Origin of the sequence: Cupriavidus mimosae, from assembly GCF_023952485.1 — a bacterium.
Classification (GTDB): Bacteria; Pseudomonadota; Gammaproteobacteria; order Burkholderiales; family Burkholderiaceae; genus Cupriavidus; species Cupriavidus taiwanensis_C.
In genome coordinates, this window is sequence record NZ_JALHRY010000004.1 from 127,262 (window position 1) to 151,370 (window position 24,109).

At 67.1% G+C, this 24,109-nt stretch carries 21 protein-coding genes; 6 read left to right on the forward strand and 15 right to left on the reverse strand.

The annotated features are described in order from the left end of the window. The first annotated feature begins 144 nt into the window (after nucleotides 1-144). The 4 genes from MKD50_RS09230 (at nucleotide 145) to MKD50_RS09245 (ending at nucleotide 3,719) form a co-directional block, all read left to right on the forward strand. Nucleotides 145-2,115 carry an alkyl/aryl-sulfatase gene (locus MKD50_RS09230; RefSeq protein ID WP_240071987.1) on the forward strand — a complete coding sequence of 657 codons (1,971 nt, stop codon included), beginning with the start codon at nucleotides 145-147 and terminating at the stop codon, nucleotides 2,113-2,115. Then, a complete protein-coding gene (locus tag MKD50_RS09235) occupies nucleotides 2,112-2,708 on the forward strand; it encodes a hypothetical protein (RefSeq protein WP_252666948.1) in 597 nt (198 codons plus the stop codon). Before MKD50_RS09230 ends, MKD50_RS09235 begins: the two co-directional genes overlap by 4 nt. Before the next feature lie 69 nt (nucleotides 2,709-2,777). After that, on the forward strand, nucleotides 2,778-3,218 hold the full coding sequence (locus MKD50_RS09240; protein ID WP_240071989.1) for a helix-turn-helix transcriptional regulator: 441 nt from the start codon (nucleotides 2,778-2,780) through the stop codon (nucleotides 3,216-3,218). Between the two features lie 90 nt (nucleotides 3,219-3,308). Continuing rightward, nucleotides 3,309-3,719 (forward strand): VOC family protein, encoded by a 411-nt coding sequence (locus MKD50_RS09245; RefSeq protein WP_115700181.1) that lies wholly within the window; start codon nucleotides 3,309-3,311, stop codon nucleotides 3,717-3,719. Between the two features lie 60 nt (nucleotides 3,720-3,779). Here the strand turns inward: MKD50_RS09245 and MKD50_RS09250 are convergent, their stop codons facing one another. The 4 genes from MKD50_RS09250 to MKD50_RS09265 form a co-directional block, all read right to left on the reverse strand. Then, a complete protein-coding gene (locus MKD50_RS09250) occupies nucleotides 3,780-4,772 on the reverse strand; it encodes a tripartite tricarboxylate transporter substrate binding protein (protein WP_252666949.1) in 993 nt (330 codons plus the stop codon). Nucleotides 4,773-4,834: 62 nt separating this feature from the next. Next, a complete protein-coding gene (pyk, locus tag MKD50_RS09255) occupies nucleotides 4,835-6,253 on the reverse strand; it encodes a pyruvate kinase (RefSeq protein ID WP_252666950.1) in 1,419 nt (472 codons plus the stop codon). A gap of 12 nt (nucleotides 6,254-6,265) precedes the next feature. Further along, nucleotides 6,266-7,537 carry a glycerate kinase type-2 family protein gene (locus tag MKD50_RS09260; RefSeq protein WP_252666951.1) on the reverse strand — a complete coding sequence of 424 codons (1,272 nt, stop codon included), beginning with the start codon at nucleotides 7,535-7,537 and terminating at the stop codon, nucleotides 6,266-6,268. 113 nt (nucleotides 7,538-7,650) lie between these two features. Continuing rightward, nucleotides 7,651-8,739: a tartrate dehydrogenase gene (locus MKD50_RS09265; RefSeq protein WP_115700184.1), complete on the reverse strand. Its 1,089-nt coding sequence runs from the start codon at nucleotides 8,737-8,739 to the stop codon at nucleotides 7,651-7,653. Between the two features lie 141 nt (nucleotides 8,740-8,880). On the opposite strand from MKD50_RS09265, the gene MKD50_RS09270 reads away from it, so the two are divergent. Beyond that, the gene (locus MKD50_RS09270) at nucleotides 8,881-9,804 is read left to right on the forward strand and encodes a LysR family transcriptional regulator (RefSeq protein ID WP_252666952.1); all 924 of its coding nucleotides are present in this window, start codon (nucleotides 8,881-8,883) and stop codon (nucleotides 9,802-9,804) included. Between the two features lie 134 nt (nucleotides 9,805-9,938). Here MKD50_RS09270 and rocF read toward each other — a convergent pair whose 3' ends face one another. From rocF to MKD50_RS09290, 4 genes are all read right to left on the reverse strand, one after another. Beyond that, nucleotides 9,939-10,859 (reverse strand): arginase, encoded by a 921-nt coding sequence (gene rocF, locus MKD50_RS09275; protein WP_252666953.1) that lies wholly within the window; start codon nucleotides 10,857-10,859, stop codon nucleotides 9,939-9,941. Nucleotides 10,860-11,028: 169 nt separating this feature from the next. Then, entirely contained in the window at nucleotides 11,029-11,484 is a 456-nt protein-coding gene (locus tag MKD50_RS09280; RefSeq protein ID WP_115700186.1) for a universal stress protein, read from the reverse strand. Nucleotides 11,485-11,657: 173 nt separating this feature from the next. Next, on the reverse strand, nucleotides 11,658-12,032 hold the full coding sequence (locus MKD50_RS09285; RefSeq protein ID WP_252666954.1) for a VOC family protein: 375 nt from the start codon (nucleotides 12,030-12,032) through the stop codon (nucleotides 11,658-11,660). A 57-nt stretch (nucleotides 12,033-12,089) separates the two neighbouring features. Further along, nucleotides 12,090-12,692, reverse strand: a complete 603-nt coding sequence (locus tag MKD50_RS09290) for a cysteine hydrolase family protein (RefSeq protein ID WP_115700188.1) — start codon at nucleotides 12,690-12,692, stop codon at nucleotides 12,090-12,092. Between the two features lie 250 nt (nucleotides 12,693-12,942). On the opposite strand from MKD50_RS09290, the gene MKD50_RS09295 reads away from it, so the two are divergent. After that, nucleotides 12,943-15,180 carry a TonB-dependent receptor gene (locus tag MKD50_RS09295; RefSeq protein WP_252666955.1) on the forward strand — a complete coding sequence of 746 codons (2,238 nt, stop codon included), beginning with the start codon at nucleotides 12,943-12,945 and terminating at the stop codon, nucleotides 15,178-15,180. Nucleotides 15,181-15,227: 47 nt separating this feature from the next. Here the strand turns inward: MKD50_RS09295 and MKD50_RS09300 are convergent, their stop codons facing one another. From MKD50_RS09300 to MKD50_RS09330, 7 genes are all read right to left on the reverse strand, one after another. Continuing rightward, complete coding sequence (locus MKD50_RS09300; protein ID WP_115700190.1) at nucleotides 15,228-16,229, reverse strand: Bug family tripartite tricarboxylate transporter substrate binding protein; 1,002 nt, start codon at nucleotides 16,227-16,229, stop codon at nucleotides 15,228-15,230. A 171-nt stretch (nucleotides 16,230-16,400) separates the two neighbouring features. After that, complete coding sequence (locus MKD50_RS09305; protein WP_252666956.1) at nucleotides 16,401-17,273, reverse strand: MipA/OmpV family protein; 873 nt, start codon at nucleotides 17,271-17,273, stop codon at nucleotides 16,401-16,403. 93 nt (nucleotides 17,274-17,366) lie between these two features. After that, nucleotides 17,367-19,574: a xanthine dehydrogenase family protein molybdopterin-binding subunit gene (locus tag MKD50_RS09310; protein WP_252666957.1), complete on the reverse strand. Its 2,208-nt coding sequence runs from the start codon at nucleotides 19,572-19,574 to the stop codon at nucleotides 17,367-17,369. Next, nucleotides 19,571-20,569 carry an FAD binding domain-containing protein gene (locus tag MKD50_RS09315; protein ID WP_240071999.1) on the reverse strand — a complete coding sequence of 333 codons (999 nt, stop codon included), beginning with the start codon at nucleotides 20,567-20,569 and terminating at the stop codon, nucleotides 19,571-19,573. The genes MKD50_RS09310 and MKD50_RS09315 overlap by 4 nt, the downstream gene beginning before the upstream one ends. Nucleotides 20,570-20,576: 7 nt before the next feature. Further along, a complete protein-coding gene (locus MKD50_RS09320; protein ID WP_252666958.1) occupies nucleotides 20,577-21,149 on the reverse strand; it encodes a 2Fe-2S iron-sulfur cluster-binding protein in 573 nt (190 codons plus the stop codon). 240 nt (nucleotides 21,150-21,389) lie between these two features. Then, nucleotides 21,390-22,586, reverse strand: coding sequence for an amino acid aminotransferase (locus MKD50_RS09325; protein ID WP_115700195.1), 1,197 nt, complete (start codon nucleotides 22,584-22,586; stop codon nucleotides 21,390-21,392). Between the two features lie 113 nt (nucleotides 22,587-22,699). Then, a complete protein-coding gene (locus tag MKD50_RS09330) occupies nucleotides 22,700-24,094 on the reverse strand; it encodes an amino acid permease (protein ID WP_115700196.1) in 1,395 nt (464 codons plus the stop codon). Nucleotides 24,095-24,109: the final 15 nt, after the last annotated feature.

Here is a 24,109-nt window from a genome sequence, read left to right on the forward strand (position 1 = left end):
GTTCAGGGGTCGCAACGATATTTCATACGCGCGAAAAAACATTCACTTCCGTCGTGATGCTTGATGAAGGGCTATCGATTCTCCTCGGCGGGGCGCCCGGGCGCCCGATCGATCCGCGCTACGTGACATTCCCTGGAGAGAACAATGAAGGCGGCTTCCGTCCTGACTACCGTGCTGTTCCTGACATGGTCATCCTCCGGGTGGGCCCAGGCCCAGCCGGTGGGTGGCAAGCCTGCCACGGCGGCGACGAAGGCGGCGAACGCCGCGGTGCTGAAGGAGTTGCCCTTCCATGACAAGGCCGATTTCGATGATGCGCAGCGCGGCCTGGTCGCCAGGCCAGACACGCTGACGATACGCAACGCCAAGGGCGAGGTGGTCTGGGATCTCGAGGCCTACAAGCAATACATCGGGATCGACAAGCCCGCGCCGGATACCGTCAACCCCAGCTTGTGGCGCAATGCCCAGCTGACCATGCAGCATGGCCTGTTCAAGGTCTCGGACCGCATCTACCAGGTCCGCGGCTTCGATCTCTCCAATGTGACCTTCGTCCAGGGGAATAGCGGGTGGATCGTGCTCGACCCGCTGATCTCGGAGGAAACCGCCAAGTCAGCGTATGAATTCGTGACGAAGCACCTGGGTGCCCGCCCCGTCGTGGCCGTGGTGTACAGCCATTCGCACATCGATCACTACGGCGGCGTGCGCGGCGTGGTCAATGAGGCCGACGTGAAATCGGGCAAGGTCAAGATCTTCGCGCCGCAAGGCTTTACCGAGCATGCCGTCAGCGAAAACGTCATTGCCGGCAATGCGATGGGCCGTCGGGCCGTCTACATGTATGGTGCGCTGTTGCCACGCAATGACCGCGGCGGCGTGAACGGCGGACTGGGGCAGACCGTCTCGACCGGCACCGCGGGGTTGATCGTGCCGTCCGACATCATCAGCAAGACCGGGACCGAAGTTACCGTGGATGGCATCAGGATGGTGTTTCAGATGACGCCGGGGACCGAGGCTCCGGCGGAGATGAACACCTTCTTTCCTCAGTTCAAGGGCATGTGGATGGCGGAAAACACCACCAACACCATGCACAACATCCTGACGCTGCGGGGTGCCCAGGTGCGCGATGCGCTGAAGTGGTCGAGCTACCTGAACGAGACCATCGACACCTACGGCAAGGACGTGGAGTTCAAGTTCCAGGCCCACCATTGGCCGATGTGGGGCAATGCCAAGATCATCGATTACTGGAAGAAGCAGCGCGACCTCTACAAGTACACGCACGACCAGTCGGTGAACCTGATGAACAAGGGCTATACGGCGGCGGAAATCTCGGAACTGATCAAGCTGCCGCCCGAGCTCGACAAGTTCTGGCCGAATCGCGGGTATTACGGCACGCTGCGCCACAACTCGCGGGCGGTCTATCAACGGTACATGGGTTGGTATGACGGCAATCCGTCTGACCTGAACAACCTGCCGCCGGAAATGGCCGCAAGGAAATACGTGGAGTACATGGGCGGCGAGGCCGCGATCCTGCGCCGCGCCAAGGCCGATTTCGACAAGGGCGATTACCGCTGGACCGCCGAAGCGCTGAAGCATGTGGTCTTCGCCAACCCGGACAGCAAGGCCGGCAAGGACCTGCTCGCGGATTCGCTCGAACAGCTGGGCTATCAGGCGGAAAGCGGTCCGTGGCGCTCCGTCTATCTGATGGGGGCCTACGAGTTGCGCAATGGCGTGCCAAAGGCAGGCGGCACCGACGTGGCCAGCCCGGACACCATCAAGGCCATGCCGCCGGAAATGCTGTTCGACTACCTGTCCGTGCGCCTGAACGGTCCGAAGGCGGCGGGCAGGAAATTGGCGCTCAATCTCGACTTCACCGACCTGAACAAGCAATACGGCCTGGCGGTGGAGAATGCCGTGCTCAACTACGGCAAGCCGTTGCCCCAGGCGGACGCGAACATCACGATGTCAAAGGCAACGCTCGATGCCATCCAGCTCAAGGAAACGACCATCGAGAACGCCATCGCGAAAGGAGACATGAAGGTGGAGGGCCGACGCGAGGCGCTGGGCGAATTCCTTGGCCTGCTGGACGCCTTCCCATTCTGGTTCAACATCGTGACGCCATGAAGGCGAACGCTACCGCACTGGTCACCGTCCTGGCCGCCGGCTGGCTGGCCCTGGCGTCGCAGCCGGCCGCCGCCTGCGGCTCCGCCTTTGTGCTTGGCGACGAAGTCGGCGCGGCCCACCCGGCCTCGATCGGCGTAGCCTTCGCCATGCACGACGCGCTGGGCACAGGCACGCTGGCACCGGCCCGCAGCCTGACTGGCGCGCAAGCGCGCTTGCGTGCCGACGACACCGCGCACATGCTGGAACAGCGGCTGGCGCCAGTCAGGTCGACCTTGCCGCCCACGTCGCTGCTGCTGGTCGAGTCGCGGCTCTGGACACGCTATGCCCCGGCGGGCCAACGCCAGGCCGACCACCATGCCGGCCACGAGGCCGGCCCCGCCGCCGCCGATGTTGTCGTGGTGACCGGAGAGCAAGTGCTGCGCGGCCTGCTGGAGGGCCGGATCGGCTGGCAGCAGGCACTGGACACCGGACTGCTCGTCGTGACCGGTGACGCCGCGAACCGCGAGCGGGTGCAAGCGATACTGGCGGGCCGGTTTCCGGGGCCGGGCGGCGCCGCGCTGGCGAGCCACGGGCCGCCGTCTGGCCGGCTCTAGCTTGCGCAGATGGGCCCACATTCTCTTGAGCGGCTTGAGCCTGCCCGCCGGGCATGGCAGGATACGCCGATGCCTGCCGCGACCCCCGCTACCGTCCTGCGCGACCTGGCCCGCCTGCGCCGGGTCCGTGACCGCATTGACCGTGACTATGCCCAAGCCCTGGACGTCGAGGCGCTCGCACGCGACGTCCATATGTCGGCGGGCCATCTCAGCCGGCAGTTCCGGCTGGCCTATGGCGAGTCGGTCTATGCCTACCTGATGACCCGGCGCATCGAGCGCGCGATGGCGCTGCTGCGACGGGGCGACCTGACTGTGACCGAGGTCTGCTTCGAGGTGGGGTGCTCGTCGCTGGGGTCCTTCAGTTCACGGTTTACCGAGCTGGTCGGCGTCTCGCCCAGCATTTACCGGCGCGATTGCGCGCGCGAGGCCGAGGGTATCCCGTCCTGCATCGCCAGGCAGGTGACGCGACCGATCAGGAATCGAGAAGCGCCGGAACCGTCGTCCGACTAGACTGCCCTCCATGCCTTCCGGGCCAACGCCGCGACGGCCGCGGCCACCGCTTTCGCACCCCTCACCCCTTACCCCTTACGGAGACTGATCATGGACCTCACCATTCACTCGACCTTTCTGCCGCATTCCGATGCGGAGGTGTCGCTGGCGTTCTACCGGGACGCCCTGGATTTCGAGATCCGCAAGGACGTCGCCTTCGGCGGCCACCGCTGGATCACCGTCGGGCCGAAGGACAAGCCCGACACTGCCATCGTCCTGTACCCGCCAAACGCTACCCCGGGCGTCACCGACGAGGAGAAGCGCACCATTGCCGAGATGATGGCCAAGGGGACGTTCGCCATGCTGCTGCTTGGCGCGAAAGACCTCGACGCCGTCTTCCAGCGCCTGCAGGACCGCGACGCCGAGATCGTGCAGGAGCCGACAGACCAGCCTTACGGCGTGCGCGATTTCGCAGTGCGCGATCCGGCCGGCAACATGATCCGGATCCAGCAACTCAATTGAGAAGGGCGCCGGCCGTGCGGCGGCCTTGGTTCGCATCGCACGTCATGTCTCGCGATCGGTTTATTCGATGGTGACCTTGCCATCCCTGACCAGGACGGCGAACTTGCCGGTCTCGTCGTGGATGCGCCGGGCAAACGCTTCAGGCGTGCTCGACATCGGCTCCGCGCCCGCGGCCAGCATGCGTTGCTGGAAGTCGGGCGAATTCACAATCTTGACGATCTCGGCATTCAGGCGCATGAGCACAGGCTTGGGTGTGGCGGCAGGAGCAAGTACGCCAAACCACGTGCCGATATCGAAGCCCTTGAGTCCTGCCTCCTCCATGGTCGGGACCTCGGGCAACGCGGTGGAGCGTTTTGCCGTGGTCACCGCCAGCGCCCTGAGCTTGCCGCCCTTGATGTGGGGCAGCACCGTGGTCAGGGTGTCGAACGACATGGATACCTGGCCGCCAAGCAGGTCGGTGGTCAGGGGGCCGCTTCCCTTGTAGGGAACATGCAGCAACTTCACACCGGTGCTGGTCTGGAACTGGGTGCCGATCAGGTGCTGAGCGGTGCCGTTGCCATTGGAACCGTACGACAGTTCCGGCGAAGCCTTCCTTGCCAGCGCGATCAACTCGGCTACGTTCTTCGCCGGCGTCCTGGCGCTGTTGATGACCAGCACATTGGGCACCATCGCCAGCGTGGAGACCGGCGCCAGGTCCTTCTGGAAGCTGTAGGGCAGCTTCTTGTAGACGGAAGTGGCGATGGTATGGTGCACCGCGCCGATCAGCAGCGTATAGCCGTCGGGCTTTGCCTTGGAGACGTAGTCGGCGCCCACGGTGGCGCCTGCGCCGGGGCGGTTCTCGACGATGACCGGCTGGCCCAGGGCCTTCCCCAACTGGTCCCCGAGCGCGCGCGCCAGCACGTCGGTGGTGCCCCCCGATGGGAATGGCACCACCAGGCTGACCGGCTTGGCCGGCCAGTCCTGTGCCATCCCCGCGGTAGCGCCGCAAAGTCCGATTGCGCAGAGCGACAGGCCACAGATGCGGCGGATAGTCTGGATGGTGAATCGATGCATGGTTGTCTCCTTGGTGTTTGGTGGCGTCAATGCGTGAGGGGGGCTGTGTCGATAGCCGTCCCTCACTGAACCTGCGCGATGCGCAGCAGGTTGGTGGTGCCGGCCACCGTGAACGGCAGGCCTGCGGAAATCACGATCGGCTGGCCGCGCTCGCCAAAGCGTTCCCTGACCACCGTCCGGCTCGCCAGCTCGGTCATTTCCAGCACGTCGACGACTTCATGGCACAGCACCGCGTGAACGCCCCACGCAAGCGCAAGCCGGCGTGCCGTGGCCATGCGCGGTGTCATGCCCAGGATCGGCACCCCGGGGCGCTCGCGCGCCATGCGCAGCGCGGAATAGCCTGAGCTGGTGTAGGCCACCGCGGCCGGCACCTTGAGCAGTTCCGCCACGTGGCGCACCGCGTAGCCGATGGCGTCCGCGGCCTCCGCGCGCGGCGGCGTGTGCGAAGCCTGGATCGCTTCGTGATAGAGCGGATCGGACTCGGTGCGCGCGATGATGCCGTTCATCATCTTCACGGCCTCCACGGGATACCGGCCCGAGGCCGACTCGGCGGAGAGCATCACCGCATCGGCGCCGTCGTAGACGGCGGTGGCCACGTCGGAGGCTTCCGCGCGCGTGGGCACCGGCGCGGCAATCATCGACTCCAGCATCTGCGTGGCCACGATCACCGGCTTGCCCGCCTTGCGGCAGGCGCGCACGATGTGCTTCTGCAGCGACGGCACTTGCTCGGCGGGCATTTCCACGCCGAGATCGCCACGCGCCACCATCACCGCGTCGGCTTCGGCAACGATGGCATCCAGGCTCTGGATCGCGGCGGGCTTTTCCAGCTTGGCGACGATGCCGGCGCGGCCCTGCACGATCGCCGTGACCTCGCGGATGTCTTCGGGGCGCTGCACGAACGACAACGCAATCCAGTCCACGCCGAGCGCCAGGCCAAACTCGAGATCGCGCCGGTCTTTATCGGTCATGGCCGAGAGCGGCAATACCACGCCGGGCACGTTGACGCCCTTGCGGTCGGACAGCAAGCCGCCATCGACAACCGTGGTTTCGGCGAAGTCGCTGCCGCAACGGTCCACGCGCAGGCGGATCTTGCCGTCGTCGAGCAGCAGCTCGGTGCCTTGGCGCAGCGCCGCGAAGATTTCGGGGTGGGGCAGGCTCACGCGGTCGGCGCAACCGGTAAGGTCCTGGTCGAGGTCAAGTCGGAACGATGCCTCCGCGGCCAGCTGGACCGGCCCCTCGGCGAACGTGCCGATGCGCAGCTTGGGGCCTTGCAAATCCAGCAGCACGCCAATGGGGCGGCCGCGTTCCCGCTCGATGGCCCGGATCGTGTCAAGTCGCTGCCGGTGGTCGTCGTGACTGCCGTGGCTGAAGTTCAGGCGGAACACATCGACACCGGCGTCGAACAGGGCTTCGATGATCTCGGATGAGGTGCTGGCGGGCCCCAGCGTGGCCACGATCTTCGCATTGCGAAGGCGTCTCATGGTGATGCTCCATCAGGGTGCGATCAGGATCGCGCGGAAATCGTTGACATTGGTAAGGGTGGGGCCGGTGATGACGGCATCGCCCAGCGCTTCGAAAAAGCCGTGCCCGTTGTTGTTCGCCAGGGCATCCTGCGGACGCAGGCCCAGCGCCCAGGCGCGCTGCAAGGTATCGGGCGTGACCATGGCGCCCGCAATCTCTTCCTGGCCGTCGACGCCATCGGTGTCGCCCGCCAGCGCATGGATGCGGGCATCGCCGCGCAGTGCCAGCGCGAGTGCGAGCAGGAATTCCACATTGCGGCCGCCGCGTCCCGGGCCCCGCACCGTGACGGTGGTCTCGCCGCCGGAAAGCAGCACGCATGGGGTAGGGAAGAGCTGGTGGCTGGCAGATTCGAGGGCAAGCGAGCCGAGTACCAGCCCTACGTCGCGCGCCTCGCCTTCGATGGCATCGCCGAGGAGGTGCACGTGCAATCCTGCTTCGCGCGCGACGCGGGCAGCCGCTTCCAATGCCATGCGCGGCGTGGCGATCAAGGTGGTGTCGATGCGCGGCAGCCGTGCATCGGCGGGCTTGATGGTTTCCGCCGCTTCGGACTCCAGCACGCGCATGACGTGCGCAGGTACCGCCAGGCCGTAGCGGCGCACGATGTCGAGCGCATCCTGGCGGGTGGTGGGGTCCGGCACGGTCGGGCCCGATGCGATGTCGACGGGGTCATCGCCCGGCACGTCGGACAGCAGCAGGTTGCACACCCGGGCGGGATGGCAGGCCGCTGCCAGGCGTCCGCCCTTGATCGCCGAGAGGTGGCGCCGGACACAGTTCGTCTCTGCGATCGTGGCCCCGGACTTGAGCAGCGCGCGGTTGATGGCCTGCTTATCCGCGAGCGCAATGCCGGCCAGCGGCAGCGGCAGCAGCGAAGGCCCGCCGCCGGAAACAAGGCTGACCACCAGATCGTCCCCGGTCAGGCCGGACACCCGTTCCAGCATGCGCCGCGCGGCGTCATGCCCGGCGGCGTCTGGCACCGGATGCGCGGCTTCCACGACCTCGATGCGCTCGCACGGTACCGCATGGCCGTAGCGCGTGACGACCAGACCCTCCAGCGGCCACGGCCAGGCGGACTCAAAAGCCCGCGCCATGGCTGCCGATGCCTTGCCGGCACCGATCACGATGGTGCGGCCCTGCGGACGCAGGGGCAAGTGGCGCTCGATGGTCAGCGATGGCTGCGCCGCGGCAATGGCGGCGTCGAACATGCGGCGCAGCAGTGCCGACGCTTCGTTTGTCTGGATCTTCATCGTCATCGACCTCAGTGCATCGGTCCGGCGTGCGCATCGGCGGCCCGGTCGGAACCGGGACGCGAAGGTGCCGCAAGGAAGGCGGGGGCTGCAAGGCAGCCGCGTGGCCGACCTTAGGCGGCCTTGGGCTGGCTGCTTTGCGCCAGGAACTTGCAGACGGCCCTGGTCACGTCGATCGTCTTCGCCTTGCCGCCCAGGTCGCCGGTATGCAGCAGCGGATTGGCGGTGACGGCTTCGATCGCCGCCATCACGCGCTGCGCGGCGGCGTGCTCGCCCAGGTGTTCGAGCAGCATCACCACCGACCAGAACGTGCCGACGGGATTGGCCAGGCCCTGGCCCATGATGTCGAAGGCGGAGCCGTGGATCGGCTCGAACATCGACGGATAGCGGCGCTCCGGATCGATGTTGCCGGTAGGCGCAATGCCGAGGCTGCCGGCCAGCGCGGCGGCCAGGTCGCTCAGGATGTCGGCGTGCAGGTTGGTGGCGACAATGGTGTCGAGCGTCGCGGGGCGGTTGACCATGCGCGCGGTGGCGGCATCGACCAGTTCCTTGTCCCAGGTGACATCGGGAAAGTCCTTCGCCACCTGCACCGCCACTTCATCCCACATGACCATGGCGTGGCGCTGCGCGTTGGACTTGGTGATCACCGTCAGCAGCTTGCGCGGCCGCGACTGGGCCAGCCTGAACGCGAAGCGCAGGATGCGCTCCACCCCGACCCGCGTCATCATCGACACATCGGTGGCGGCCTCGATCGGATGGCCCTGGTGCACGCGGCCGCCGACGCCGGAGTATTCGCCTTCCGAGTTCTCGCGCACGATCACCCAGTTCAAATCTTCCGGCGCGCAGCGCTTGAGCGGGCCGTCGATGCCCGGCAGGATGCGGGTCGGCCGCACGTTGGCGTACTGGTCGAAGCCCTGGCAGATCTTCAGGCGCAGGCCCCAGAGCGTGATGTGGTCGGGGATCTGGTTGTCGCCGGCGGAGCCGAACAGGATCGCATCCTTGTCACGCAGCGCATCGAGACCGTCCGCCGGCATCATCACGCCATGCTGGCGGTAGTAGTCGCCGCCCCAGTCGAAGTTCTCGAACTCGAAGCGAAAGCCGGCGCCATGGGCAGCCAGCGCTTCCATGACCTCGCGGCCGGCGGGCACGACCTCCTTGCCGATACCGTCGCCGGGGATGGTTGCAATCTTGTACGTCTTCATCGTTCGTCTCCTGTCTGGTCTGGAAATGCTGTTGGCGCGTTGCACCGCTGCCAAGCGCGTTGGACGAATTCTGGTGGATGGACGAGGTTTTGGATCGGGGCTAAAGTTAAACCATTCTTAACCCAAAGTTGAAGGTGTTGCATGGCGGCCAATAGTGCGATCCAGCCCGCGGAGCTGGGTTTTTTCACCGTGCTGGCGACGGCCGGCAGCCTGAGCGCGGCGGCACGCGACCTCGGTATCACCACCGCGGCGGTCAGCAAGCGGCTGGGCCAGATGGAGGCGCGCATCGGCATGCCGCTGGTGATCCGCACCACGCGGCGCATGAGCCTGACCCCGGAGGGCGAGGTGCTGCTCGAACATGCGCGCCGCATCCTTGGCGAGCTGGACGACCTGGAGCAATTGCTGACCAGCGCCAAGGGCCGGCCCAGCGGGTTGCTGCGCGTCAATGCCACGCTCGGTTTCGGGCGCATGCACGTGGCGCCGGTCATCTCCGATTACAGCCGCATGTATCCCGAGGTCGATGTGCAACTGCAGCTGTCAGCCGACCCGCCACCGCTGACGGAAGACGCGTTCGACGTTTGCGTGCGCTTCGGCGAGCCGCCGGACGCCCGCATCGTGGCGCGCAAACTGGCGCCGAATCGTCGTTTGCTGGTGGCGTCGCCGGGTTACCTGCGCAAGCACGGCACGCCCCAGGTGCCGGCAGACCTGCCGCGTCATAACTGCATCGGCATCCGCCAGGGCAGCGATGCCTATGGCGTCTGGCGACTGACGCCGGTCAAGGGAACCAGGGCGCGCACCGAGTCCATCCACGTGCGCGGCAACCTGACCACCAACGATGGGGAGATCGCCGTGAACTGGGCGCTGGAAGGCCACGGCATCGTGCTGCGCGCCGAATGGGATGTCGACCGCTACCTGCCCAGCGGCAGACTGGTACAGGTGCTGCCGCAGTATGCGACGCCGGAAGCCAACATCTATGCCGTTTATCAGCAGCGACATCAGCTGTCGTCGCGAATCCGGCTGTTCGTGGAGTTTCTGGCGGAGAAGTTCGCGGCGTTTGGTAGGTAGGACGGTTTGCCCTGCTGTGCCGTTGTGGCGGCGGCGCCGGCAGTAGCGGCGAGTCCTTGCCCGAAGACGTTTCGCCTTGGCCGGGGCGGATGCGGCACGGCTTTGAAGTATCGACAGGCACGTCGTGCAACTTTTCAAGCGGGCGGCGGACGCCACAGCGTCGATTTTCCGAACAGGCTTTCCACCAGGTCCACGGCCAGTTGCGCGGTCTGGTTGCGCACGTCGCAGGCCGGGTTCAGTTCCATCACGTCGAGCGATGCCAACTGGCCGGTATCGGCAATCATTTCCATGCACAGCTGGGTTTCGCGATAGGTCGGGCCGCCCGGCACGGTCGTGCCCACGCCGGGCGCGATCGCGCAGTCGAGGAAATCCACGTCAAAGCTGACGTGCAGGTGCGTCTGCGCGTCCATGCCCGCCAGCGCCTGTTGCATGGTGTGGCGCATGCCGTTCTCGTCGATGTAGCGCATGTCGTACACCGTCAGGTGCAACTCGTGCAGGCGGCGCTTTTCCTCGGCATCGACGCTGCGGATACCAATCTGCCGGATCGCGCTGCGCTGCACCGCTGGCGCCGCCCCGGCCAGCGTGGTCAGTGGCGCCGGCCCGTCTCCACACAAACAGGCCACCGGCATGCCATGCATGTTTCCGGTGGGCGTGGTGGTGCCGATATTGGCGTCGGCGTGCGCGTCGAGCCACAGCACCATCAGGGTCTTGCCGGTGTCACGGCAATGGCGCGCCGCGGCGCTGATCGAGCCGATCGCCAGGCAATGGTCGCCACCCATCAGCAGCGGCAGCCGTCCGGCTTGCAGGGTGCCGAGACATGCGTCATAGACCGCACGGTTCCACGCCAGCACTTCGTCGAGATGGCGCAACCCGTCCCGGGGCGGCTGCCATGGATTGGCGGGGCCGCTCAGGTTGCCGGCGTCCTCGACCTGCAGATTGTTGCGTGACAGCGCCTGCGCCAGGCCGGCGACGCGCAGCGCCTCCGGGCCCATCGAGCAGCCGCGCGTGCCGGCCCCGACATCGGTGGGGGCGCCAATCAGCGTGACAGGTTTCATGGCAAGGATGCGGTGAGTGCTGGTGTCAGCATGCGCTTGCAGGTTTCGTACCTGCCGGGCTGGCACGCTCTGGCTTGCCGCAATGCGTCGCGAGCGAAGGCGGTCCCTTGCACACCGGCAACGCAGACCTTGACGTTTGCGGTGTCACCACCGACTGCAGTCCCTGGGGCTACCCTTCGACCTCGCTGCGAACCAGCAGCACGGGCTTGCTTGTCTTGGCCAGCACGCCTTCCGAGACGCTGCCCATCAACAGGCGCCGTACCCCGCGGCGCCCATGCGTGCCAAGCACGATCAGGTCGGCATTCCAGGCATCGGCCTCGGCAACGATGGTCGACGAGATCTGGCCCGGCGCCACCGGCTTCTCATTCAGTTGCATCAGGTTCGGCACGCCCGCCTCGCTGAGCCGGACGGAGGCCGCATCGAGCGCCTTGCGGCCATGCGCGATGAGGCTGTCGACCAGTTCTTTCGGGTTGAAGTAGCTGGCTTCGAAGAAGACATCGGTGTCGTCCGCCACGAACAAGGCCTTGACTTCGGCGCCGGTCGCCCTGGCGATGATGATGGCCTGGCTCAGGGCCAGGTCCGAGGAGCGGCTGCCATCGATGGCGAGCAGGATGCGCTGGTACATGATGAGTCTCCTGACGAAGGGATGTGCGCAAGCAAGGTTGCGGGTCGACTTCTTCAGCGTAGATGCCCGCGTGGATGCGTGCTTGACGCGCATCAATCCTAAGCGGCAGGGGCTGGCGCCTCCGTGATTGCCACCAGCAGCGCAGTGATGACGACAGGCCTTGATCCGATGGGTTACGCGCCGGGCGCGTGACAAACCACCTCGATGTTGTGGCCGTCAGGACCAATGACGAACGCCGCATAGTAGTTCGCGTGGTAGTGCTGTCGCAGTCCGGGTCCGCCATTGTCCCTGGCCCCGGCCGCCAGCGCTGCGCGATGGAAGGCGTCGACCTGCTGCCGGGTCCCGGCGACAAATGCCAGGTGCAGATGCGCGGGTTTTTCGTCGGTCTGGAACAGGCATAACGAAGCCTTGCCCTTTCCGCTGAGCTCGACACCGTAGGCCGGTGCTCCCTCCGACGCCACCGCTACACCGAGCGGCTCCAGCGCTTTGAGGAAAAACGCCTTGCTTGCCGCATAGTCGCTGACTCCGAATTTGACGTGGTCAAACATGGGTTCTCCTCAGTCGTTGGTGTGCCCGCTGCGCCTCGGCTGCCGGAATCAGGTGACTCAGCCAAGCAGCGCCAGGGCATCGGCGAGCGACAGCACCGTGGTGCGCGAATCGAATGCCGTGGCGAACAGATGGTCGTGCACGACCTGGTCCGGGTCGTAGCAGCAATCCTTGACCGTGAACAGGCGGAAATCCGCATCGCTTGCATACGCCACCGACGACAGCACCACGCCGGTCGAGGCAATGCCCGCCATCAGCAGGGTATCGATGCCCTGCGCGGACAGCCGTACCTGCAGGTCGGTACCAAAGAACACGCTGGCGCGATGCGCGACGATCAGCGGCTCACTGTCCCGCCGCCCGAGTTCGGGCGAGACCTGGTCGTCGACGAACAGGCCCAGTTGCTTGATTCCCTGCCCATTGCGGTTCAACGGGCTGACTTCCGGATAGCCCGGGCTGAAGTGAATCTTGGCGAAATAGACGCTGACGCCCCGGGAGCGCGCGGCGTCGCACAGCTTGCGCGTATTGGCAAGCAAGGTGGGAGCGACGCAGGGGAACAGGGCCAGGATGTCGGTCTGGTAGTGCATGACTACCAGGGCGGTTTGCGCGGGGACGATAGGCGGGATCGGGTCGGTCATGCTGTGCGTACCGGCGTGGTTCTCCATGCGAGGTTGGCGGCGGGCCGGATCGCCTGGTCCACGCTCGATGGATGGCGACACAAGGCTGGCTACAGCGAATGAAGACCGACTCTATCACGGCAAGCGGGGCGGGTTCCGATCGCGTCCTGCGCTGCCATATATGCCATGCCAGACATAAGCAGGGCCGCGTCCGCGCTTGCTAACGCAATCGGGAATCATTATCATTTCCGGTTTTGTTGTAAATCATTAAAACCCTGCGCGCGCGCCTGCAGCCACCATGCAATCCTTTCCGGCCACCTCTATCCGCTTCGCCCTTCGTCCCCGCCCGCTGTCTCTGCTGATCTGTGCCATCGCGGGCACGATGCCGCTTGTCTCGGCTGCCCAGGCCTCAGCTCAGGCCCAGACACCGGCCGCGTCGGTGGAAGCGGGCAGCCTGAATGCGGTGGAGGTGCGGGTCGACCGTATCAAGAGCGACCTGGTCAACCCGATGCGGCAGGTCACGGTGATCGAGCGCGAGGAGCTGGACCAGCTGCGCACGGGGTCGACCAACCTTGCCACCATGCTGAGCAAGATCATTCCGGGCATGGCCGACTCCAGCCGCACGGTGACGGATTTTGGCCAGACCCTGCGCGGGCGCAGCGCGCTGGTGCTGGTCGACGGCATCCCGCTGAATACCAACCGCGATTCGGCGCGCAACCTGGCGACCATCGACCCCAGCAATATCGAGCGCATCGAGGTGCTGCGCGGCAGCAGCGCGCTGTACGGGGCGGGTGCCAGCGGCGGCATCATTTCGATCACCACGCGCCAGGCCGGCGGGCCGCCGAGCGCGGACACCACGGTCACGCTGGGCACGCCGCTGACGCGGCTGAGCAAGGAAGGGCTGAGCGCCAACGTGCAGCAGCATTTCTCCGGCAGCCAGGGACCGATCGACTATGCCTTCCACCTGGGCGCGCAACGCATCGGCAGCCCCTACGATGCCGAAGGCCACCGCATTGCGCCGGAGCCCAGCCAGGGCGATCTGTTCGATTCCAATGTCTACAACCTGAGCGGCAAGCTGGGCTGGCGCATCGACGGCCAGCAGCGCCTGCAGCTGAGCGTCAGCCGGTACCAGGCCAAGCAGGACACCGACTATGCGTCCGATCCGTCCGTGGCCCGGGCGCCGGCCGGCTCTACCGCCGCGCGCGCGATTCGCGGCCTGCAGCTGGACAAGCAGAACGAGCTGCGCAATACCGTGGTCAACCTGGACTACCAGCACCAGGACCTGTTCGGCAGCACGGTATCGAGCCAGTTCTACTACCGCGACTACTTTACGCGTTTCCCGCCGTTCGATGCGCGCGCGGTGGCCACGCGTGGCGGCAATGTCGACCAGATCAGCCAGAACAGCGACGTGTTCGGCGGGCGCCTGACCATCAGCACGCCGCTGGGCCAGGCCAAGGCCACCAAGCTGCTGTGGGGCGCCGACTACAACCAGGAGCGCAGCGACATGCCGCTGGACCTGTTCGATCCGCGCGCTTACGACAGCAGCGGCGGGCTGGTCTTCAACCGCATCGGCACGGCCACCTATATGCCGCCGCTGACCACGCGCAGTGGCGGCATCTTCGGCCAGCTGCAGCACAAGTTCAGCGAGCAGTGGTCGACCGAGGGCGGTCTGCGCTATGAGCGCGCCAGCGCCAGCTTCGATGATTTCGTGCCTTTGTCGCAAGCGCGCGTGAGCAACCCGGCCACGGTAAAGGGCGGCACGGTCAACTATGGCGCCTGGCTGTTCAACCTGGGGGCGGCCTATGCGCCGGTCAAGGGCCAGGAGTTCTATGCCTCGTTCAGCCAGGGCTTCCAGCTGCCGGACATCGGCCTGCAGATCCGCAATGCGCGTGCCGGCTTCGATATCAATTCGTCCAGCCTGGACCCGGTCAAGACCAACAACTATGAAGTGGGCTGGCGCGGCGCGCTGGGCAATACGCTGGCGAGCGTGGCGCTGTTCTACACCACCTCCAAGCTTGGCGACGTGCAGAGCTTCAACAACGGCCTGATCCTGACCCGTACCGAAGAGCGCATCGCGGGCGTGGAAGCGGCCGCAGATTACCGTTCGGACGACGAGCGCTGGGGCGCGGGCGGCACCATCACCTGGATCAACGGACGCGAGCGGCCGCAAGGCAGCGCGGACTTCCAGGACATGACCGGTTACCGCATTCCGCCGCTCAAGGTCACGGCCTACCTGCAGTTCCGTCCCGTTAGCCAGTGGAGCAACCGCGTGCAGCTGAGCTACTACGCCAGTCGCGACTACCGGCTCAACGGCCAGAACAGCTTCGGCCGGCGCGAGGTCAGCAGCTATACCACGGTCGACCTGATCAGCCGCTATGAGCTGACGCGCAAGGATACGATCACGGTCGGCATCGAGAACCTGTTCAACCGCAACTACTACCCGCTGTACAGCCAGCTGCTGCGCAACAGCAACAACACCAGCCGGCTGCCGGCCGCGGGCATCACGCTGACGGCGATGTACCAGCACCGCTGGTAAACCGTGCAGCGTGGCTGGCGGCGCTCGGCGCCGCCAGCCCGCGGTCTTTAGTCGAGCGTGATCTTGCCCGCCTTGACGATCTCCGCATAGCGCCTGGTATCGCGCTCGATCAGCTTGCGGAAATCCTCGGACGTACCGCCCACCGGCACAAAGCCGAGGTCGGTCAGCTTCTTGGTGACTTCCGGGCTGCGCGTGGCCGCGGCGATTTCCCGGGCCATGCGCGCGACGATCGGCTGCGGCGTGCCGGCCGGCGCCAGCAGGCCGGTCCATGAACTCATGACGAAGCCGGGGAAGCCGGCTTCTTCCATGGTCGGGATATTGGGCTCGCCCGGCCAGCGTTTGGCCGAGGCGACGGCCAGCACGTTGATCTTGCCTGACTTGACGTGCGGCATCGGCACCAGCAGCGGGTCGAACGCCACTGAGACCTCGCCGGACACCAGTGCCGGCAGGATCGGCGCGCTGCCGTTGTAGGGCACGTGGGTGAGCTTGAGCTTCGATTCCATCGCCAGGCGCTCGCCGGTCAGATGGGCGGAGCTGCCGACGCCGCTGGAGCCGAAGGTCAGCGTGTCGGGATGCTTCTTGCCGTAGTCGACCAGCTCGGCCACGGTCTTGACCGGCAGCTTCTTGCTGGCGAACAGGAACAGCGGCAGCTCGGCCATTTCCGCCACCGGCACCAGGTCGGCGGGCTTGTAGCTGAGCTTGGAATACAGCGACATGTTGGCGCTGTAGGCCGCCAGCACCGAGACAAAGGTGTAGCCGTCCGGCGCCGAGCGCGCGGCCACGCCGACGCCCAGGGTGCTGTTGGCACCGGGCTTGTTCTCGATGATGATGGGCTGGCCCAGCCGTTGCGAGACCTGCTCGAACACGACTCGCGAGACCGTGTCGGTGGAGCCGCCCGGGGTGTAGGGCACGATCACCTTGATCGGCTTGGCCGGCCATGCGTCGGCGGCAAGGACAGCAGGGGCGGTGTGGAGGGCGGCCATGCCGGCAACGGCGATGGCGATGGAACGCGCGCGGCGCGCGACGCGATGCTTGATGCTGGACTTCAACTACGTCTCCTTCTTTGGCATGCCTGGCAATCCCCTGGCGGGGCTGCGGCCGGAACTCCGGCCGGCCAATTATGCGGGACGCAGTCTGCGCGGTGCCGCGCCAACGGCAGCCGAAACACGGGCGCGGGCCATCCAATGTGCGATAGCCGAACCAGCTGGCCGCGACGATCGTCAGAATTCGTAGTTGACCGACAGGTCGAACACCGCATTGGTCCGCTTGCGCGTGATCGGGCTGTCGGCGGCATCGCCGGCCAGTTGCGACACTGCCACGTCAGAGCTGGCAAACCAGTGTTTGGCGAAGTACCACACCGAGGTCACGCCGAAGCCGTATGACTTGATCCCGCCGCGCGCGTGGTACTGCGGCCGGCCGGCGCGCGCCTGCGCGGCGCTGACGCCGTACCAGGCATTCATGTAGCGCGAGTCGGCCAGCGTGACGGTGGGGCCGGCGAACCAGAAGAACTTCTCCGAGCTGCCGGGCAGCGGCATATAGGCACCGAGGTCGCCGATCCAGCCATCGCTGCCGCCCAGGCTGCGGCGCGCGTCGATGCGCAGCACCAGCGGAAATTCCTTCGAGACCGCGTATTCGGCGAACAGCTTGCCTTCCGGCGCCGGGTTGATATTGCCCATGCCGTCCAGGTGCGGCGAGTCTTCCTGGCCGCGCCGGCCCAGGTTGTAGGTGAGCGCGATGCCGGCGCGCCAGTTCTTGCCGCGCAGCAGGTTCAGGCCCAGCCCTTCGCCGATCGACGCAAAGGCAAGGTCGCGGTAGCGGATGTCGATGCTGGGACCGCCGATCACGATGTACTCGGACGAGCCGTCGTAGCGCGGCCGCAGCATCGCTGCGGCGCCCAGCCGGACCTGCCAGTCGGGGATGTCGTCCTGGAACAGCTTCTGCAGCGGAATGCCGGCGGAGAACTGCCATTCGGCCAGCGGGGCCGGCGTCTGGGCGCCGGCCCGGCCGGCGGCCAGCAGCGCGCCGGTGGCCAGCAGCAGGGCGATGCACGAGGAAGTACGCGGCGGATTTCGCTCGGTCACGGCAGCCTCCATGGGTTGCGGGCGCGGGGCCCGTGGGCGACATCTTTCCACCGGATCGCCGCCCGCGCAACCACTGGCTCGGCCTGCCTGATGACCTCGGGGCGTTCAGTCCATCAGCTTGTCCAGCGTGATCGGCAAGTCGCGCACGCGCCGGCCGGTGGCGTGGTACACGGCATTGGCAATGGCCGCGGCCACGCCGACGATGCCGATCTCGCCGATGCCCTTGGTGCCGAGCGCGTTGATATGCGGATCGTCCTCGTCCACCACCGTGACTTCGATGGTGCCGATGTCGGCATTGACCGGCACGTGGTACTCGGCCAGGTTGGCGTTGGCGACGCGCCCGGTGGCCAGGTCCAGCTCGGTCTTCTCGTACAGCGCCATGCCGATGCCCCAGACGATGCCGCCCATCAGCTGGCTGTGCGCGGTCTTGCGGTTCAGCAGCCGGCCGGCGCCGTAGCTGGCAACCACGCGGTGGACGCGGATCTCGCCCAGGTCCGGGTCGACGCGGACTTCGGCAAAGACCGCGCCGAAAGCATGCATGGAATACGCCTGGCGCTCCTTGCCCGGTTTGGTGCTGGCGCGGGCCTCGATCGCTCGCCCGCCCGCACGCCGGATCGGCGCGGACATCGGTTCGCGCTGCGCCGGATCCGAGCGGCGTTGCAGCCAGCCTTCGACGACCTCGACGTCCTCCACCGGCGCGCCAGCCAGCGGCGAGGCGGTATCGGCCACGGCCTGGCGGATCAGGCGCAGGCGTGCCGCTTCGGCCGCCTGCTGCACGGCGGGCGCGACGCTGGCCACGGACTGCGAGCCGCCCGACACCGGAGCTTGCGGGAAGGCCGTGTCGCCCAGTTCAAAATGTACGTGTTCGAATGGCAGGCCCAGCGCATCGGCGGCGACCTGCGTCATCACCGTATAAGTGCCGGTGCCGAGGTCCTGCGAGCCCGAACGCACCAGCGCCGTACCGTCCGGCAGCAGGCGTACCATCGCGCTGGCCGGCGAGCGGTAGGTTGGATAGGTGGCGGTGGCCATGCCCATCCCCACCAGCTTGCCGTCGACGCGCATCGAGCGTGGGGCCGGAGCGCGGCGGGCCCAGCCGAAGCGCTCGGCGGCGTCGCGATAGCACTCGCGCAGCGACTTGCTCGAGAACGGCAGCTGCTTGTCCGGATCGGTGTCGGCGTGGTTGCGCAGGCGCAGCGCGAGCGGGTCGAGCCCCAGCCGCTCCGCCAGTTCGTCGAGCGCGCATTCGAGCGCAAAGCTGCCGGGCGCTTCACCCGGCGCGCGCATGAAGGTGGGCGTGCCGATGTCCAGTTCGACCAGCCGGTGGCTGGTCTGCACGTTGGGGCAGGCGTAGAGCCGGCGCGTGATCAGCGCGGCGGATTCGACCCATTCCTCGATCGTGGAAGTGCATGTGGTCACGTCATGGCGTAAGGCCTGCAGCGCGCCGTCGGCCGCCGCGGCGGCAACCACATGCTGCTCGGTAAAAGGCCGCCCGCCCACCGGGCCGAACATCTGGGTCCGTTCCACCACCAGCCTGACCGGACGGCTGACCTGCCGCGCCGCTACCGCGGCCAGCACCACGTGCGACCACACCGAGCCCTTGCAGCCAAAGCCGCCGCCCACATACGGGCAGATCACGCGCACCTTGTCGGCGGCGATGCCGAACGCGGCGGCGACGGCCTTGCGCACGCCGGTGACGTATTGCGTCGCGTCGTACAGGGTGAGCTGCTCGCCATCCCACGCCGCGAGGGTGGCATGCGGCTCCATCGGGTTGTGGGTTTCCATCGGCGTGGTGTAGACCGCGTCGATCACGGCTGCGGCCCCGCGCCGGCCCGCATCGGGATCGCCGCGGCGGCTGTCGGCGGATTCGTCCTCGTCAGGCTTGCGGGCCCGCGCGCGCGCCTGCGCGAAGTCCAGCTCGGCATCGGCCGGCCGGTATTGCACCGGCAGGCAGCGCGCGGCGTCGCGGGCCTGCTCGAGCGTATCGGCCACCACCACCGCGATGGGCTGGTTGTTGTAGTGGACCGTGGTGTCCTGCAGCAGGCTCATGACGTGGCCGGCGGTGGTGATGTCCGCGGCCGCCTTGCCGCCCCTGGGCAGGTGCGGGGCGTTGAACGGCGTCAGCACCAGCCGCACGCCCGGCATGCGTTCGCACGCGGCGGTGTCGATGGCGACGATCTCGCCGCGGGCGATGGCGCTGGTCACCATCACCGCATGGACCAGTCCCGGCAGGGTGTGGTCGGCGCTGTAGCGGGCGCGGCCGGTGACCTTCGGGATGCCGTCGACGCGGTCGAGCGGGGTGCCGGTTATGCTCATGCCGAAGCTCCTGACGGGCCGCTGGCAACCTTCAGCGCGAGGGCGACGGCGCGCTGCGCCAGGCCGATCTTGAACGCGTTGTGCGCATACGGGTGCGCGCCGTCGAGCAGCAGCCGCGCCGCGTCGGCCGCGCTGTGCGCGCTCAGCGGCCGGCCTGCCAGCGCGCGTTCCGCCGCGGGCACGCGCCAGGGCTTGTGCGCAACGCCGCCCAGCGCGAGCCGGGCGCTGCGCACGAGCTTGCCGTCGAGGTCCAGCGCCGCGGCGACCGAGACCAGGGCGAAGGCAAAGCTGGAGCGGTCGCGCACCTTCAGGTAGTGCGCGTGGGCGGCGTAGGGCGAGGGCGGCAGTTCGATGGCGACGATCAGCTCGCCGGGGGCGAGCATGGTGTCGCATTGCGGGGTGTCGCCGGGCAGGCGATGGAAGTCGCCGATCGGGATGCGGCGCTCGCCGGTGGTGGCGCACACCACGATCACGGCCTCGAGCGCGGCCAGCGCCACGCACATGTCGGAAGGATGCACCGCGATGCAATGCTCGCTGGCGCCGAGGATGGCATGGATGCGGTTGATGCCGTCGCGCGCGCCGCAGCCCGAGCCGGGCTTGCGCTTGTTGCAGGCCGGGAAGCCCAGGTCATAGAAGTAATGGCAGCGGGTGCGCTGCAGCAGGTTGCCGCCCACCGTGGCCATATTGCGCAGCTGCCCGGACGCGCCCGACAGCAGCGCCTGCGCCAGCAGCGGATAGCGTTCGCGCACCAGCGCATGGTTGGCCGCATCGGTGTTGCTGGCCATCGCGCCCAGGCGCAGGCCGCCATCGGGCAGCGCCGTGACCTGGTCCAGCGGCAGCCGGCTGACATCGACCAGCAGCCGCGGCGCTTCCACGCCGGCCTTGACCAGGTCCAGCAGGTTGGTGCCGCCGGCCACATAGCGCGCGCCCGGCTGGCTCCCCAGGCGCATGGCCTCGTCGACCGAGCCCGGCCGTTCATAAGCGAAAGGATTCATACCGGCCCTAGCTGCCGTCGCCCTTGCCGCAAACGGCGCGGACCGCGGCGACGATATTGGGGTAAGCGCCGCAGCGGCACAGGTTGCCGCTCATGCGCTCGCGGATTTCGTCGTCGCCGAGCGGCAGCGGCGGCGCGCCCAGCGGCCGCAGCGCGCTGGCATGGCCGGCCTGCGCCTCGGCCAGCATGCCCACCGCCGAGCAGATCTGGCCGGGGGTGCAAAAGCCGCACTGCAGCGCGTCGTGGGTGACGAAGGCCTGCTGCATCGGGTGCAGCGTATCGCCGCTGGCCAGGCCTTCGATGGTGGTGATGTGGCGGCCTTCCTGCATCACCGCAAGCGTCAGGCAGGCGTTGATGCGGTGGCCGTCGACCAGCACCGTGCACGCGCCGCACTGGCCGCGGTCGCAGCCCTTCTTGGCCCCGGTCAGATGGAGGATTTCACGCAGCGCGTCGAGCAGCGTGCAGCGCGGTTCCAGCTGCAGGTTGCAGGGCTTGCCGTTGACATGGAGCGTGACTGCGCGGGTGGCCGCGCCTGGCGGGGCGGTGGTGCTGCAATGGGCCGGTACGTTGTCTTCGGACATGGGCGAGCCTTCTGTCGGCGTCCCGGCATGTCGTCAGAAGGCGCCGGGAATACCGGATGGCTGCAAGTTCAGTGCCGGGCAGCGCCCCGGCCATGGCGCCGTGGGCGCTACGGCTACGCGGCGGGGGCAAGCGTCAAAAACGCCACGCGGTGCGTGTAGAAATTACGCTGGGTGAATCCGCGCGCCACAAAACAAAAACGGCGCCCGAAGGCGCCGCCATGAGGCCGTGTGGAACCGGGTTCAGCCCTTGAGCACGCTGCCGATGGCCTTGGCCACGATGCCGACATTGCGCTCGTTCAGCCCGGCCACGCACATGCGGCCCGAGCGCAGCAGGTACACGCCGTGCTCCTCGCGCAGGCGCTCGGCCTGGTCGGCCGTCAGGCCGGTGTAGGTGAACATGCCGCGCTGGGTCAGGTAGCGCGACAGCGCCTCGCCGCTGACATGGTCGCGCAGATTGTGGTGGATGGCCTCGCGCATGCGCGCGATGCGGCCGCACATCTCGGCCAGTTCCTGTTCCCACAGCTGGCGCAGTTCGGGCGTGGTCAGCACTTTCGAGACCACGCGCGCGCCGTGCGTGGGCGGGTTGCTGTAGTTGGCGCGCACCGCGCCGGTCAGCTGGCCCAGCACGTTGGACGCCTCCGTCGCGGTGTTGCAGAACACGCTCAGGCCGCCGCAGCGCTCGCCGTACAGCGAGAAGTTCTTCGAGAACGAGTTGGCCACCAGGCAGGGCACGTCCTGCGCCACCAGTTCGCGGATGGCGAAGGCGTCGTCTTCCAGTCCGGCGCCGAAGCCCTGGTAGGCCATGTCGACGAACGGCAGCAGGTTGTTGGCCTTGAGCAGGGCGATCAGCTGGCGCCACTGGTCCTGGTTCAGGTCGACGCCGGTGGGGTTGTGGCAGCAGGCATGCAGCAGCACGATGCTGCCGGCCGGGATCGCGCGCAGTGCATCGATCATGGCGTCGAACTTGAGGCCGCCGGTGGCATCATCATAGTACGGGTAGGTGTTGACGGTGAAGCCGGCGCGCTCGAACACCACGCGGTGGTTTTCCCAGCTGGGGTCGCTGATCCACACCTGCGCCTGCGGATAGTAGCGCTTGAGGAAATCGGCACCCACGCGCAGCGCGCCCGAGCCGCCCAGCGTCTGCAGCGTGGCGATACGGCCGGCGGCGCGCGCCGGCGAATCCTCGCCGAACACCAGCGCCTGCACGGCATTGCGGTAGGCCGCCAGGCCCGACATCGGCAGGTAGGGGCGCGGACCCATGTCGGCCAGCAGCGCGGCCTCGGCCTGCGCCACGGCCTGCATCACCGGCAGGCGGCCGTCGTCGTCGAAGTAGATGCCGATGCTGAGGTTGACCTTGTCGGTGCGCGGGTCACGCTGGAAGTCCTCGTTGAGCGAGAGGATCGGATCGCCGGGAAAGGCCTCGATGTGTGCGAACATGGGATGCGATGGAGTTGGGTCGGGGGCGGCTGCCGCGGCGCAAGGCGCCGCGCAGCCTGGATTTTAACCGGCGGCGCCCGCAGGCTGTAGGCGCCAGCCTGGCTGGGGGCTGGTCAGCGCAGCTGCTGCGCGGCCACGCCGGCTTGCAGCGCGGCGCCGGCCTTCTTCTGGCGCACCAGGTAGCTCACGCCGAGCACCAGCAGCCACACCGGGATCAGGTACACCGAGAGGCGCAGGCCTTCAGTCAGGTACATCACCACCAGGATGCCGGCCAGGAACACCAGGCACAGGTAGTTGGTCAGCGGATAGCCCCAGCTCTGGAACCCCGTGGCCTGGCCGGCCTTGCGCTTGTCGGCGCGGAACTTCAGGTGGATCAGGCTGATCATGGCCCAGTTGATGATCAGCGCCGACACCACCAGCCCCATCAGCAGCTCGAAGGCCTTGCCTGGCATGAAGTAGTTGATCACCACGCAGGCCGCGGTGGCCACGGCCGAGAACGCCAGCGCCGTCAGCGGGATGCCGCGCTGGTTGACCTTGAGCAGCGCCTTGGGCGCGTTGCCCTGCTTGGCCAGGCCGTACAGCATGCGGCTGTTGCAGTACACGCCGCTGTTGTAGACCGACAGCGCCGCGGTCAGCACCACCACGTTCAGCACGTTGGCCACCCAGTTGCTGTTCAGCGCGTGGAAGATCAGCACGAACGGGCTGCCGCCGGTGACCACGTTCTCCCACGGGTACAGCGACAGCAGCACGGCCAGCGCGCCCACGTAGAAGATCAGGATGCGGTAGATGACCTGGTTGGTGGCCTTGGGGATGGTCTTCTCGGGCGAGTCCGCCTCGGCCGCGGTGATGCCCACCAGCTCCAGGCCGCCGAACGAGAACATGATCACCGCCATCGCCATCACCAGACCGCCCATGCCGTTGGGGAAGAAGCCGCCGTGCTGCCACAGGTTGGCCACGCTGGCCTGCGGGCCGGCATTGCCGGACATCAGCAGGTAGCCGCCGAAGCCGATCATGCCGATGATCGCCGCGACCTTGATGATCGAGAACCAGAATTCCATCTCGCCGAAGGACTTCACGCTCGCCAGGTTGATCGCGTTGATGATGACGAAGAACGCCAGTGCCGAGACCCAGGTGGGGATCTCCGGCCACCAGTACTGCACGTAGATGCCGACCGCGGAGAGCTCAGCCATGCTCACCAGGATGTACAGCACCCAGTAGTTCCATCCCGACAGGAAGCCGGCGAAATGGCCGCAGTACTTGTCGGCAAAGTAGCTGAACGAGCCGGCGACGGGCTCGTCCACCACCATCTCGCCGAGCTGGCGCATGATGAAGAACGCCACGATGCCGGCGATCGCATAGCCCAGCAGGACCGAAGGCCCCGCCATCTTGATGGTCTGGGCGATGCCCAGGAAAAGTCCGGTGCCGATGGCGCCACCCAGAGCGATCAGCTGGATGTGCCGGTTCTTCAGCCCGCGCTTGAGCGAGCCGTCGTTATTGCTGGAATGCATGCAGTGTGTCCTCTA